Source organism: Streptomyces sp. NPDC001852, assembly GCF_042891825.1.
Taxonomy (GTDB): Bacteria; Actinomycetota; Actinomycetes; order Streptomycetales; family Streptomycetaceae; genus Streptomyces.
On the sequence record NZ_JBIATN010000004.1, the window covers coordinates 443,488 to 456,801 of the forward strand.

The following is a 13,314-nucleotide window of genomic DNA, read 5'->3' on the forward strand; positions in this document are numbered from 1 at the left end:
CTCAAGTGCGAAGGCTCGGGCCGGCCGGCCGGGCGGTCAGGCCCAGACGCCGCGTTCCTCCATGACCTTGCGCAACGTGTCGATGTGATCGGTCATGATGCCATCGACTCCCAGGTCCAGGAGCCGGTGCATGCGCTCGGGTTCATTGATCGTCCACACGTGCACCTGCAGCCCCATCGCGTGGGCGGCGCGGACGAAGCGGTGGTCGACCACCGGGACGCCCGACTGGGCCTCGGGCACCTGGGCCGCGACGGCGGAACGGCGCACGGCGGCCGGCAGGCCCCAGGAGCGCAGCCGCAGGCTGAGGACCCCGCGGGTGCCGAACGAGGTGGCCAGCTTCGGCCCGGCCAGCCGCTGGGCGCGCAGCACACGCGCCTCGGAGAACGAGCCCACGCAGACCCGGTCCCAGGCGCCCGTGCGCTCGATCAGCTCCAGGAAGGGGCGCAGGGCGTGCTCCGCCTTGACGTCGACGTTCCAGCGGACCTCGGGGAAGGTCTCCAGCAACTCCTCGAACAGCGGCACCGGTTCCCGGCCGGCCACGCGCGCGTGCCGTACGTCGTCCCACGGCAGGTCCGCGATGCGGCCCGCACCGTCGGTGACCCGGTCCAGCGTCGAGTCGTGGAAGGCGACGAGCCGCCCGTCTGCCGTGGCGTGCACGTCGGTCTCGATGTAGCGGTAGCCCAGCTCGACCGCGCGCCGGAACTGCGCCACGGTGTTCTCCAGCCCGTCGGCGGCCCCACCGCGGTGGGCGAAGGGGATCGGGCCGGGATGGTCGAGGTAGGGGTGGCGTATGGGCGGCTTCGTGAGGGTCACGGCCGCAGTATGACCTGTTCCGGTGTCGAGGTGGCAAAGACCGTGCTGCCGCCCGATGCCGCCGGCACGGCGAACACCCGCAGGAACAGCTGCGCCAGCGGCCCGATCGACACCGCGTAGAGCACGGTGCCGACGCCGATGGTGCCGCCCAGCAGGAACCCGGTGACCACCACCGCCACCTCGATCCCGGTCCGCATCAGCCGGATCGAGCGGCCGGTACGCCGGTGCAGGCCGGTCATCAGCCCGTCGCGGGGGCCGGGACCGAAGCGTGCCGCGATGTAGAGGCCCGTCGCCGCGCCGTTCAGCACGATCCCGGCGAGCAGGAGCGGCACGCGTACGGCGAGGGAGTGCGCGCCCGGGACGAGGGCGAGCGTGCCGTCCATGGCGAGGCCGATGACGAAGACGTTGGAGACCGTGCCGAGGCCGGGGCGCTGGCGCAGCGGGATCCACAGCAACAGCACCGCCGCTCCCACGATGATCGACACCACGCCGATGGTCAGCCCGGTGAGCTCGGCGAGCCCCTGGTGCAGCACGTTCCAGGGCTCCAGGCCCAGTCCCGCCTCGACGAGCAGGGCGGAACTCGCGCCGTAGAGCGTGAGCCCGGCGTACAGCTGGATCAACCGCCGTCCGAGGCGGCGCGGAGTGGACACGAAGTACCCCCTGGGTGGTGGCGGTGGCCTGACGCATGTCACTCTGTGGCTTGGGGAGAATCGCCATCCATGGCCAATTCGGGGAAGGTGGACTGATCGTCATGGCGCAGTGGACCTCTGCGATGGGTGCCGCGCAGCTCGCCCGGCTGCTCAAGTCCCAGCAGGACCGCCCGGCCGGTCCCGGCACCCGCCGCCCGCCCGCCTACCGTGCTCTCGCCGACGGCATCCGCCTGCTGGTGCTCGAAGGCCGCGTCCCGGTGGCCGCCCGCCTGCCCGCCGAGCGCGAACTGGCCCTCGCCCTCTCCGTCAGCCGCACCACCGTCGCGGCGGCGTACGAGGCGCTCCGCGGCGAGGGCTTCCTGGAGTCCCGGCGCGGCGCGGGCAGCTGGACCGCCGTACCGGCCGGCAATCCGCTGCCCGCCCGTGGTCTGGAGCCGCTGCCCCCCGAGGCCCTGGGCTCGATGATCGACCTCGGCTGTGCCTCGCTCCCGGCCCCCGAGCCGTGGCTGACCCGCGCCGTGCAGGGCGCCCTGGAGGAACTGCCCCCGTACGCCCACACGCACGGCGACTACCCGGCCGGACTGCCCGCGCTGCGCTCGATGATCGCCGAGCGGTACACCGCGTGCGGCATCCCCACCATGCCCGAGCAGATCATGGTGACGACGGGCGCGATGGGCGCGATCGACGCGATCTGCCACCTCTTCGCCGGGCGCGGTGAACGCATCGCCGTCGAGTCGCCGTCCTACGCGAACATCCTCCAGCTGATGCGGGAGGCCGGCGCCCGCCTGGTCCCCGTCGCGATGGCCGAGGGGCTGTCCGGCTGGGACATGGACCGCTGGCGCCAGGTCCTGCGTGAGGCCGCGCCCCGTCTCGCGTACGTCGTCGCCGACTTCCACAACCCCACCGGCGCGCTCGCCGACGAGGACCAGCGGCGCCGTCTGGTGGACGCGGCGCGTTCGGCCGGCACGGTGCTGGTCGCCGACGAGACGATGACCGAGCTGTGGCTGGACGAAGAGCTCGCGGACGGCGCGATGCCGCGCAGGGTCTGCGCCTTCGACCCGGCCGGCTCGACGGTCATCACGGTCGGCTCGGCGAGCAAGGCGTTCTGGGCGGGTATGCGGATCGGTTGGGTGCGGGCGGCCCCGGATGTCATCCGCAGCCTGGTCGCCGCGCGGGCGTACGCCGATCTCGGTACGCCGGTGCTGGAACAGCTCGCCGTCAACTGGCTGTTCAGCACGGGGGGTTGGCAGCAGGCGGTGGAGCTGCGCCGGGCCCAGGCCCGCGAGAACCGGGACGCGCTGGTGGCGGCGATCCGGCGCGAGCTGCCGACCTGGGAGTTCAACGTCCCGCAGGGCGGGCTGACCCTGTGGGTCCGCGCCGGGGGCCTGTCCGGCTCCCGCCTCGCCGAAGCGGGCGAGCGGACCGGCGTCCGCGTCCCCTCCGGCCCCCGCTTCGGCGTGGACGGCGCGTTCGAGGGCTATCTCCGGCTGCCGTTCACCGTCGGGGGAGCGGTGGCGGAGGAGGCGGCGGTCCGCCTTGGGGCGGCGGCCCGGCTGGTGGAGAGCGGTGGCACGGGGGGTGTGGAGGCGCCGGGCACGTTCGTGGCGTAGGCCGGGCGCCTGATGGCTCGGGGCGCCGGGTCCTTCGGCGACCACGGCGACCCCGCACCCGGGAGACGGTCCGGAACCCCAACGGCGCTACCCGGCAGCCTCGGCAGGTACCGCCGGCTTCGTGAGATCCGTCGGCTTCGGAGCCTCCGCCGGCTGAGCCCCCACGGCAGTCGCCCGCGCCGGCAGCAGCTCCAGCACCGCCTGCCGGTCGGCGTCACTGGTCGCGTCGTCGTACGGATCCGGCGTACGCGGCACCTGCAGCCGGTGCACCGGACCCGACCCCAGCCGTGCGTACCCGCGCCCCGGCGGCACCTGCCCGAGCGGTCTCGTGTGCGGCGGAGCGCCCAGTACCGCCTCCACCTGCCGAGGCGCCGCGGACCCGAGCACGACACGCGCGCGTGTGTGCTGCCGTACGGCGTCGGTCAAGGCCTCCGCGCTGTCGAACTGTTCGGCCACGACGACGGTCACGTTCGCCGCGCGGCCGTGCCGCAGCGGCACCTCGAGCAGCGCCTGCGGGTCCTTGCAGCCGTCCGTGGCGGCGAGGTGGGCGAAGACGGACGGGCGGTCCAGCAGGATCCACAGCGGGCGTCGGGCGTCGGGCGGTGGCGGGTCGCCCGCCTGCCGGGCCAGGTTGACGGCGATGAGCCGCCGCTCGGTCTCCTGCGCCGCCCACTCCAGGCTCGCCAGCGCACCGGGCAGCGCGCACTCCACCGCCAGCACCCCGTCCCGGCCGGTCAGGCACGCGTACTCGCCGGTGCCGCCGCCGTCGACGATCAGGACGTCGCCGTACTGGAGGGCCTGCAGGGCGATGGAGCGCAACAGGGTCGAGGTGCCGCTTCCGGGGTGGCCCATGGCCAGCAGGTGCGGCTCGGTGGAGCGGATGCCGGTGCGCCAGACGACCGGCGGCACGTCGATCTGTTCCTCCCCGTAGGAGAGCGGCAGCGTGCGCTGGACCTCGCTGGGGTCGGTGAAGCCGAGGACGGTCTCGCCGGGTGTGGTGACGAAGTGCTGGGCCGGGATGTCGGCGGGCAGGGGCGGGAGGACGGTGACGGTGAGCTGGTTGCCCTCCTCGTCCCATGCGAAGTGGTACTCGCGGCCCCGGCCGGCCTTCGCGGTGAGCAGCTGCTCGATCCGCATGCGGGCCTCGGACTCGCCGTCCGGGAAGTACGCGGGGTAACGGATCACGAGGTGCCCGATGCGCCCGGCGTCGTCGAACTCGTGGGCGGGGAAGGCCTTCTGCCACTCCCCGCCGTGCGCGTACAGCGGTGCCGGGTCCTCGCGGCCGGCGAAGTACGGCACCAGGGCCTCGTAGAGGGACTGGAGCCGCTCGGTCTGCGACTCGTCGGGCCCCTCGGGGGCCGTCGGGGGGTGGTCACGGCCCTGCCAGGCTGCTGCCGCCATGACGGCGATGACGGCGAGGAGCGGCCCGTACGGCGCCAGCGCCACGGCGAGCATGACGGAGGCCACGAGGAACAGCAGTGGGCCACGCTTGTCCTGGGGGGTGTCCGCCCATCTGCGCCGCCCGGCCGAGGCCAGCCGGCGCAGCCCGCGCGAGACGGTGATGAGCGGGTGGAGGACATCGGTCGCGCTGTCGGCCGCCGTCCGGGCCAGCTCCCGGCTCCGGGCGAGCTGCGTCCGGGCGAGCTGGGCGCTGTCCTTGCTCAGAATGCGGGGGAGAGGGCGCCGGGCCACTGCTGTCTCCTGACGGTGAGTGCGGGCGGGACGGGCCGGGTCAGAACTTGATGCCGCCGAGGAGGCTCGCCAGGCTCTCGCCGCCCGCCTTGATGCTCGGGGCGATGCCCGTGTTGGCGAGGTAGAAGCCGAACAGGGCCGAGGTGCAGGCGTGTGAGCCCTTGAGGCCGTCCTTGCGGAAGAAGAGGAAGACGACGACGCCGAGCAGCATGACGCCCGAGATGGAGAGGATCATTTGAGGCCTCCTGGTGTCGAGGGGGGACAGTCACCCTGAGTTCTTCCAGGATCACAGCATGTATCCATACTATTAAAGGTGCAAATGGGTGAAATCCAGTCGATTTCACTCTGTCGGCGGAGCGCGTCACGGCCCGTCTGAGCTGGGCGGTTGCCTCAGACGGGGGCTGTCGGTGATCTTTACCTCGGGCACATCGGGTCATGTGCCGCGCGAGCCAGTACCCTGGCGATTCACTCGTACGGCCGCATTCCGCTCCCGCTGCCGTACGCTCCCTGAAGTCCCCGAAGTTCCGAGGAGAGGCGGTCCGGCCGATGAGTGAAGCCCCCGACCCCGAGGTCGTGGAGCTGGCGACCAAGATCTTCGATCTGGCCCGGCAGGGGCAGACCGAGGCGCTCGTGGCGTACGTCGACGCCGGCGTTCCGGCCAACCTCACCAACGACCGCGGCGACTCCCTGGTGATGCTCGCCGCCTACCACGGCCACGCCGACGCCGTACGCGCCCTGCTCGCCCGGGGCGCCGCGGCGGACCAGATCAACGACCGCGGCCAGACCCCCCTCGCGGGGGCCGTCTTCAAGGGCGAGACAGAAGTGATCAGGGCGCTCCTGGAGGGCGGCGCCGACCCGGCCGCGGGGACGCCGTCGGCCGTCGACACCGCCCGCATGTTCGGCAAGGCGGAACTCCTGGAGCTGTTCGGCGCTCATTGAGCGCATGTCCTGAACAGGTACGACACGGAAAACGGGGGAGGCGGTAAAAGGCCGCCGGAAATACGGTCGCGGCAGCACAAACCGCCGGGTCATCATGACGACGTGATTCACGGACGCGATGGCTGGGCAGGTGTTGCCGCACCGCGCGGGCCGTGATGCGGTCCGCATGGGCCACAGACGAGAGGCAGAGAGAGATGGTCTTCAGCAAGCAAGAGACGGCGGGCGCTCCGACGTTGTGTCACGCGGCCAGGTAGTGCGTGTTTCCCGGTTGCGTCGACGCTTGATGTGAGGCTGTTTCCCATGTTCGATCCGGTCATAGCGCCCAGCGGTACGCTGCTCGGCCTGCTCCAGCGGGGCCGCGGCGACGGCACGCTGCACGCGCTCACCGCCCCGCGCGCCGAAGCCCTCGCGGCCCTGAACCACTGTGTGCTGCGCGATCCCCGCCACGACTGGCAGGTGGAGAACCGCTCCCTGTACTACGCACGGCTCTACCTCGACCTGAACGGCGAGCTGGACGCGATCGAGGCGCACCTCTTCGACCCCGAGGACGTCCTCGACACCGAGGAGTCCCGCACCGGTCTCGCCCTGGCCGTCCTCGGTCACCTCGCCTCCTACGGCAGGCGGGACGCGCTCGAACTGCTGCGACGGTACGCCGCGCACGGCTCCAACTGGGCCTGGGCACTGGACGAGCTGGCCCTCAGGGACGACGACGCGGGTCTGCGTGCCCTCGCCGCGCCCGTCCTGGCCCGCTTCCCCGCCGACCCCGAGGGCGAGGCCGAGCTGGCCGCCGCCGTACGCGACGCCTTCGAGCCGAGGCCCTGGCGGCTGTGGGCCGAGGATCCGCGCCAATCGATCGCCACCCGCGTGCGTGCCGCCCACGAGACCGGCTGTTTCGACCGCTGGCAGCGCCAGATGAGCCCCAGCGGTCCGCGGCCCGGCTGGAGCGTGCGCGCCGTCTTCGAATGGGCCCAGCAGGGCATCGAGCGCGGCGCCGCCCTCCATGTCCCGGCCGCCCGCTGTCTGGTCGCCGTGGCCGGCCCCGAGGACCGGCCGGAGATCGTCCAGGCCGCCCGAGGCGGCATCGACGGGGCCCGCTGCACCGCGTTGCGCTATCTCGCCGACAGCAACGACCCCGACGCCCTCGACCTGATCGAGGCCGCCGTCGCCGACGGCACGAGCGTCGTCGTGGAGGCCGCCGTCGACGCCTTCGAACGGATGCGCAGCGTCGCCGCCGTCGACCGCGCCCGCCGCTGGGCCCAGCGCCCCGACGCGCTCGGCGCCGCCGCCGGACGCATGCTCGCCTGCCGCGGCGGCGTCCAGGACCGCGACCTCGTCCTCGGCGCCCTCCGCGAGGCCGTACGGGGCGAGGGCCCCGACGCGCCCACGCTGTGGACGCTCGTCGACGGCACCGGACGCCTCGGCATCGCCTGCGCCGCCCCGGTACTGCGCCACGTCTACCGCGAGACGGCCTCCTCCCATCTCCGCGGCCGGGCCGCCCGCGCCCTGGCCGCCACCGACCCCTCCTTCGCCACCGGCTTCGCCGTCGAATGCCTGTGGGACTGCGAGGAGACCACCCGCGAGCTCGCCGCCCGGCACGCCGAGACCGGTGACGCCCGGGTCGTGGAGCGCCTGCGCCGCCTGGCCGCCGATCCGGCCGAGGAGGCGGAGGTGCAGACGGCGGTGCGCAGCCGCTTCGGACCCGACGCCGCCCTCGGCTGACCCCACGCACGCCCACGGCCCCGGGCGGACGACGCCCCGCCGTGTGAACACCGGGTGTCCCGCAGGTCAGGCGGTCATGACGACCGTCTGACCTGCTCGGGTGTGCAGTCCAACGCTCACAGGACGTTCCCCGGGCGGAAAGATCGAAGTCGACGTGGCCACGTCCGGCGCGGCGACAACACCCGTATGCGTGTCGTCATCGTGACCGAATCCTTTCCCCCCGATGTGAACGGCGTGGCCCACTGCGCGCTCCAGACCGCCCGGCACCTCGTAGATCGCGGTCACCATCCGCTCGTCGTCGCCCCCGCCCCCGCTCCGGGCAGCGGACCGGACAAGGACGCCCCCTGCCGGGTCGTCCGGATCCCCTCCCTCCCGCTCCCCGGCTACCCCCAGGTCCGTGTCGCCCTCCCCAGCCGGCGGCTGGCCGCGGCGCTCGTCGAACACCGGCCTGACGTCGTACATCTCGCCAGCCCCTTCGTCCTCGGCGTGCGCGGGATGGCCGCCGCCGCCCGTCTCGGCATCCCCGCCGTCGCCGTCTACCAGACCGACCTGGCCGGCTACGCCCGCACCTACATGGGCGCCGGCGAGGCGGCCGCCTGGCGGCGGATCCGCTCCGTGCACGCCGCCGCCGACCGCACCCTCGCCCCCTCCAGCGCCGCACTCGGCGACCTGGAGGCGCACGGCGTGCCCCGGGTCCGGCTGTGGCCGCGCGGCGTGGACACCGTACGTTTCCGGCCAGATCTGCGCGACGAGGCGCTGCGCCGCGAACTCGCCCCGAACGGAGAGCTGATCGTCGGCTACGTCGGCCGGCTCGCCCCGGAGAAGCACGTCGAACTCCTCGCCGGCGCCTGCGGCCTGGACGGCGTCAAGGTCGTGGTCGTCGGCGACGGGCCCAGCCACGCCCACCTCACCGAGGCCCTGCCCGGCGCCGTCTTCCTCGGCCGCCGGACCGGCGGCGACCTTGCGCGGATCTTCGCCTCGCTGGACGTGTTCGCGCACACCGGCCCCTTCGAGACGTTCTGCCAGACCGTCCAGGAGGCCATGGCCAGCGGGGTCCCGGTCGTCGCCCCCGCCGCCGGCGGCCCGCTCGACCTGGTCGCCCACGGCCGCACCGGATACCTGGTCCCGCCGGGCGACGCCGGCGCCGTACGGGAAGCCGTCCGCGAACTCGCCGCCAACCCGGCGCGGCGGACCGCGTTCGGCGCCGCCGCCCGCACGATGGTCGAGGGCCGCACCTGGGCCGCCGTCGGCGACCAGCTGATCGCCCACTACGACGACGTGCTCGCGGCACGGAAGACGGCGGTGGCGGCATGACCGGCAAGTCCCTGCGCATCGTCCGGCTCGCCAACTTCGTCGCCCCGGCCTCCGGCGGTCTGCGCACCGCCCTGCGCGAGCTGGGCAAGGGCTTCCGGGCGGCGGGCCACCAACCCGTCCTGATCGTGCCCGGCGAACGGCACACCGACCGCGACACCGAGCAGGGGCGGGTCATCACCCTGCCCGGCCCGCAGCTGCCCGGTACCGGCGGCTACCGCGTCCTCACCGACAGGCGCCGGGTGGCCACCCTCCTGGAGGAGCTGGCCCCGGACCGGCTGGAGGTCTCCGACCGCACCACCCTGCGCTGGACCGGCCGCTGGGCCCGCCGCGCGCGCGTGCCCGCCGTGATGGTCTCCCACGAGACCGCCGACGGCGTGCTGCGCACCTGGGGTCTGTCCGAGAACCTCTCCCGCCGGGCCGCCGACGCCCTCAACACCCGGACCGCGCATGTCTACTCACGGGTGGTGTGCACCACGGAGTTCGCCGAGCGCGAGTTCGTACGCATCGGCGCGCGCAACGTCGTACGCGCCCCCCTGGGCGTCGACCTGACGGAACGCCACCCCACCCTGCGTGACCCGGGCCTGCGCACCCTGCACGCGCGCGGGGACGAGGCGCTGCTCGTGATGTGCTCCCGGCTGTCCGTCGAGAAGCGCCCCGGCACCGCCCTGGACGCCCTCGACGCGCTGATACGACGAGGGCGTCGGGCGGTGCTCGTGGTGGCCGGGGACGGGCCGCTCAGAGCCCGTCTGGAGCAGCGCGCGCGGGAGCACGGGCTGCCCGTGACCTTCCTCGGGCACGTCTCCGACCGGGCCGCGCTCGGCGCCCTCCAGGCGAGCGCGGACATCGCCCTCGCGCCCGGGCCCGCCGAGACCTTCGGGCTGGCCGCACTGGAGGCCATGGCGTGCGGCACGCCCGTCGTGGCGAGCGCGTCGTCCGCGCTGCCCGAGGTCATCGGTTCCGCCGGGGCGACCGCGGCCGACCGCGGCGAGGCGTTCGCGGACGCCGTCGAGCTGCTCCTGGACCGTGACGAGCGCACGCGGCGTGAGGCGGCACGCGCGCGTGCGGAGTGCTTCGGCTGGGGTACGGCCGTGGAGGCGTTCCTCGCGGCCCACGACGCGGAGGTGCTGGGCCCGGCCGGGGCCCGTCGCACCGTCACGGGGGGCGTGGCATGAGCCCCGTCCGCTTCGTCGCCCTCGGGGACTCGCTGACCGAGGGCGTGGGCGACCCCGTGGGGGAACGCTGGCGGGGCTGGGCCGCGCTGCTGGCGCCCGCCCTCGCCGAGGCCCCCGACGCCGTGGAGTTCACCAACCTCGCGGTCAGCGGCGCACAGACCCATGACGTGCTCCAGCGGCAGACCCCGGCCGCCCTCGACCTGCGCCCCGACCTGGTGTCGGTCGTGATCGGGGTCAACGACACACTGCGCCGCACCTTCGACATCCAGGCGGTCGCCGCCCACCTCGCCGAGGTCTACGCGGCCGTCACCCGCGAGGGAGCCACCCTGCTCACGGCCTGCCTGCCCGACCCCGGCGCGATGCTGGGCCTGCCGAGCGCCCTGGCCCGTCCGCTGGCCCGCCGGCAACGGGCCGTCAACACGGTCGTCCACGCGCTGTCCGAGCGCTACGGGGCCGTCCATCTGCACGCCGCGGACGGCGCCTGGATCGCCGACCGGGCCCTGTGGAGCGCCGACCGGCTGCACCCGGGCGAGCGCGGGCACCGGCAGCTCGCCGTGCGCTTCCACGAACTGCTCACGCGGGCGGGTCGGGCGACGGGGCAACCGCCGTCCCCCGAGCCGGAGTTCCCGGCGCCCACCCGGGCGGCGAGCCTGCTGTGGCTGGCCACGGCCGGCACCGCCTGGGTGGCCCGGCGCTGCAAGGACCTGCTGCCCCACCTGCTGCGCCTGGCCGCCGACGAACTGCACCACCGGGCCCGGGGCACCAGTGCCCGGCTCGACCGGAACGCCTCGGCAGCGGTCTCCGCGGCCCTGGCCGCCCTGACACAGGCCACCGACCGCGACGCCGAGGCTCAGCAGCGCCATGGGGGCACGCATCCGGCAGGGACATCCGCCGCCGCGAGGGCGGGCAGGAACGCGGGTACGGCCCGTAAATCCGTGACGGCGGGTCCGGCCGGCGAGGCCGTGACGGCGGGTGCGTTCGGCGCGGCAACCCTGGTGGATCCCGTCGGCGACGCCGAGACGGCGGGCAGGGGCCGTGTGGCCACGGCGGCGGATCCGGTCGGCGAGGTCGTCAGGGCAGGCCTGGTCCGCGCGGGCGTGGCCGTGGACGAGGTCGGTGAAGCCACAACGCCGGGTGCTGCCTGCGCAACCGTGGGGGCGAAGGCGGCGCGGACCACCGTGGGCACCGGGTAGTTCCCCGAGGGGCCGGAGGGCGGGCCGGAAACGTGGCCTTGTGCTTGTCCGGGGCTCACTGTGCCGGACTGTCTGTGTGGCCGTGGGGGCGAGGGCGGTGTGGGCCGCTGGTGTCAGCGCGGAGCGTCGGGTGGTCAGTGGTGCGCGCGGGCGTGGTGTCGGAGCCGGTCGGCGAGGTCGCCGTGCTCGTTTCGGCCCGTGCGGTTGTGGGGGTGCGGGTGGCGCGGGCCATGGTGGGCACCGGGTGAGTGCCGGGCGGGTCGGAGGGTCGGCCGGGACGGCGGCCTTGCGCTCGTCCGGGGGTGCCGAGGTGCAGGCCCGCCGGGGCGGGGCCCCGCACACCCACGGGGTTCTCCTGCACCGGCGCGGACCCGAACCCGCTGCACCCGAACGAACCGGACGTGCGCCCCCCGTTCAGCCGCGCTGCCGTACGCGCGCGTGCGCCCCCACGGGGCCGTCACCGCCGCGAGGCGGCCGCGCTGCCGTGCGCTGCCGACCAGCCGGGCTCAGACGATGCCGACCAGCCGGTACTGCTCGTCGCGGGCGTCGGTCAGGAACATCTGGCCCGGTGCGTGGGTGATGGCGAAGGGCGGCCGGGAAGCCGTCACCGCGGCCTGCGGGGTCACTCCGCAGGCCCAGAACACCGGGATGTCACCGGGCGCGAGGGTGACCGGGTCCCCGAAGTCGGGGTGGGCCAGGTCCTCGATACCGAGCGCCGTGGGGTCCCCGCAGTGCACCGGACCGCCGTGCACGGCCGGCAGCAGACCGCTCTCCCGGATCGCGGTGCGGATGTGCTCCGGAGGCACCGGCCGCATGGACACCACCATCGGCCCGCGCAGCCGTCCCGCCTCCCGGCACGCGCGCGTGGTGACGTACATCGGCACGTTGCGCCCCTGCTCGACATGCCGGACCGGCACGCCCGCCCGGGCCAGCGCCCACTCGAAGGTGAAGCTGCAGCCGAGCAGGAACGACACCAGGTCGTCCCGCCAGTGCGCGCGCACGTCCGTGGGCTCCTCGACCAACTCCCCGTCCTGCCACACCCGGTAGCGCGGCAGATCCGTGCGCAGGTCGGCGCCCTCGGCGAGGACGGTCGAGGTGGAGCCGGCGTCCGTGACGTCCAGCACCGGACACGGCTTGGGGTTGCGCTGGCAGAACAACAGCATGTCGTAGGCCCAGTCGGCCGGTACCGAGATCAGGTTGGCCTGTGTGTGGCCCGCTGCCACCCCGGCCGTCGGGCCCGCGAGGCCGTCCCGGAAGCGGGCGCGGGCGGTTTCCGGACTCCACGCCTGCGCGCGCGGGTCGACTGCGGTGACGGGGAGATCCTCGGTACGCGGTGTCTGCGTCATGCCGGCTCCTCGAGGGCGTGGGAAATGCCTCTCCCGCACGGTAGAGGATTGTTCAACGATCCTTCAATACCCATGTTGTTTCGTTCCGGAGGGTGCGATTGAATTCCGGCATGGCAGAGCAGCAGCTGACGGCACTGGCCGACGACCGTGCGCTCCTGGGGCGTACCAGCACGGCGGAACGGGTCTCGGACATCCTCCGGAGCCGTATCGCCGACGGGTACTTCCCGCCCGGCACCCGGCTGTCGGAGGACGGCATCGGCGGGGCGCTCGGGGTCTCCCGCAACACGCTGCGCGAGGCGTTCCGGCTGCTCACGCACGAACGCCTGCTGGTCCACGAGCTCAACCGCGGGGTGTTCGTGCGGGTCCTGACCGTCGAGGACGTCGAGGACATCTACCGCACCCGCTCCCTGGTCGAGTGCGCCGTCGTCCGCGGGCTCGGCGAGCCGCCGTACCGGCTGGAAGGGGTGGCCGCGGCGGTCGCCGAAGGAGAGCGGGCGACCGCCGGGAACGACTGGAAGGCGCTGGGCACCGCCAACATCCACTTCCACCGGGAACTGGTCGCCCTCGCGGGCAGCGAACGCACCGACGAACTGATGCGCAGCGTCTTTGCCGAACTGCGGCTCGCCTTCCACGTCGTCGACGACCCGCGCCGGCTGCACGAGCCCTATCTCGCCCGCAACCGCCGGATCCTGGAGGCGCTGCAGGCCGGCGACAAGCGCGAGGCCGAGCGGCTGCTGGAGACGTACCTCACGGACTCGCTGGAACGGATGGTGGAGGTGTACCGGCGCCGCGTCGGTGACGACCCCGCTCGCGCCTCCTGAGCCGCCGCGACGCCCGTCTTGAGCTTCCGTGACGCACGTCGCTTC

11 protein-coding genes and 1 pseudogene are annotated in these 13,314 nt (G+C 74.0%); 7 read left to right on the plus strand and 5 right to left on the minus strand.

Annotation, left to right across the window (positions count from 1 at the left end; translation table 11 throughout):
• Positions 1–36: 36 nt before the first annotated feature.
• Together ACFYZB_RS10055 and ACFYZB_RS10060 are read right to left on the minus strand one after the other, a co-directional pair.
• Positions 37–813 carry a glycerophosphodiester phosphodiesterase gene (locus tag ACFYZB_RS10055; RefSeq protein WP_388756427.1) on the minus strand — a complete coding sequence of 259 codons (777 nt, stop codon included), beginning with the start codon at positions 811–813 and terminating at the stop codon, positions 37–39.
• Positions 810–1,463, minus strand: a complete 654-nt coding sequence (locus tag ACFYZB_RS10060; protein WP_388756429.1) for a YitT family protein — start codon at positions 1,461–1,463, stop codon at positions 810–812. The genes ACFYZB_RS10055 and ACFYZB_RS10060 overlap by 4 nt, the downstream gene beginning before the upstream one ends.
• A gap of 101 nt (positions 1,464–1,564) precedes the next feature.
• On the opposite strand from ACFYZB_RS10060, the gene ACFYZB_RS10065 reads away from it, so the two are divergent.
• Positions 1,565–3,073, plus strand: a complete 1,509-nt coding sequence (locus ACFYZB_RS10065) for a PLP-dependent aminotransferase family protein (protein ID WP_388756432.1) — start codon at positions 1,565–1,567, stop codon at positions 3,071–3,073.
• 87 nt (positions 3,074–3,160) lie between these two features.
• On the opposite strand, the gene ACFYZB_RS10070 is transcribed toward ACFYZB_RS10065, so the two are convergent.
• On the minus strand, positions 3,161–4,765 hold the full coding sequence (locus tag ACFYZB_RS10070; RefSeq protein WP_388756434.1) for a hypothetical protein: 1,605 nt from the start codon (positions 4,763–4,765) through the stop codon (positions 3,161–3,163).
• Between the two features lie 40 nt (positions 4,766–4,805).
• A complete protein-coding gene (locus tag ACFYZB_RS10075) occupies positions 4,806–5,000 on the minus strand; it encodes a hypothetical protein (RefSeq protein WP_055706964.1) in 195 nt (64 codons plus the stop codon).
• A 311-nt stretch (positions 5,001–5,311) separates the two neighbouring features.
• Here ACFYZB_RS10075 and ACFYZB_RS10080 point away from each other — a divergent pair, with 311 nt between their 5' ends.
• The 5 genes and pseudogenes from ACFYZB_RS10080 to ACFYZB_RS10100 form a co-directional block, all read left to right on the plus strand.
• Positions 5,312–5,704: an ankyrin repeat domain-containing protein gene (locus tag ACFYZB_RS10080; protein ID WP_388756437.1), complete on the plus strand. Its 393-nt coding sequence runs from the start codon at positions 5,312–5,314 to the stop codon at positions 5,702–5,704.
• A 300-nt stretch (positions 5,705–6,004) separates the two neighbouring features.
• Complete coding sequence (locus ACFYZB_RS10085) at positions 6,005–7,423, plus strand: HEAT repeat domain-containing protein (protein ID WP_388756440.1); 1,419 nt, start codon at positions 6,005–6,007, stop codon at positions 7,421–7,423.
• Between the two features lie 186 nt (positions 7,424–7,609).
• Positions 7,610–8,737 (plus strand): glycosyltransferase family 4 protein, encoded by a 1,128-nt coding sequence (locus ACFYZB_RS10090; RefSeq protein WP_388756443.1) that lies wholly within the window; start codon positions 7,610–7,612, stop codon positions 8,735–8,737.
• Positions 8,734–9,909: a glycosyltransferase gene (locus ACFYZB_RS10095; protein ID WP_388756446.1), complete on the plus strand. Its 1,176-nt coding sequence runs from the start codon at positions 8,734–8,736 to the stop codon at positions 9,907–9,909. Before ACFYZB_RS10090 ends, ACFYZB_RS10095 begins: the two co-directional genes overlap by 4 nt.
• Positions 9,906–10,739: pseudogene (locus tag ACFYZB_RS10100) on the plus strand (SGNH/GDSL hydrolase family protein); the annotation flags it as partial. The gene ACFYZB_RS10095 and the pseudogene ACFYZB_RS10100, both read left to right, overlap by 4 nt.
• 869 nt (positions 10,740–11,608) lie before the next feature.
• Here ACFYZB_RS10100 and ACFYZB_RS10105 read toward each other — a convergent pair.
• Positions 11,609–12,448, minus strand: coding sequence for a putative hydro-lyase (locus ACFYZB_RS10105; RefSeq protein WP_351216402.1), 840 nt, complete (start codon positions 12,446–12,448; stop codon positions 11,609–11,611).
• 110 nt (positions 12,449–12,558) lie between these two features.
• Between ACFYZB_RS10105 and ACFYZB_RS10110 the strand changes: the two genes are divergently transcribed.
• Positions 12,559–13,269 (plus strand): GntR family transcriptional regulator, encoded by a 711-nt coding sequence (locus ACFYZB_RS10110; RefSeq protein ID WP_388756450.1) that lies wholly within the window; start codon positions 12,559–12,561, stop codon positions 13,267–13,269.
• Positions 13,270–13,314: the final 45 nt, after the last annotated feature.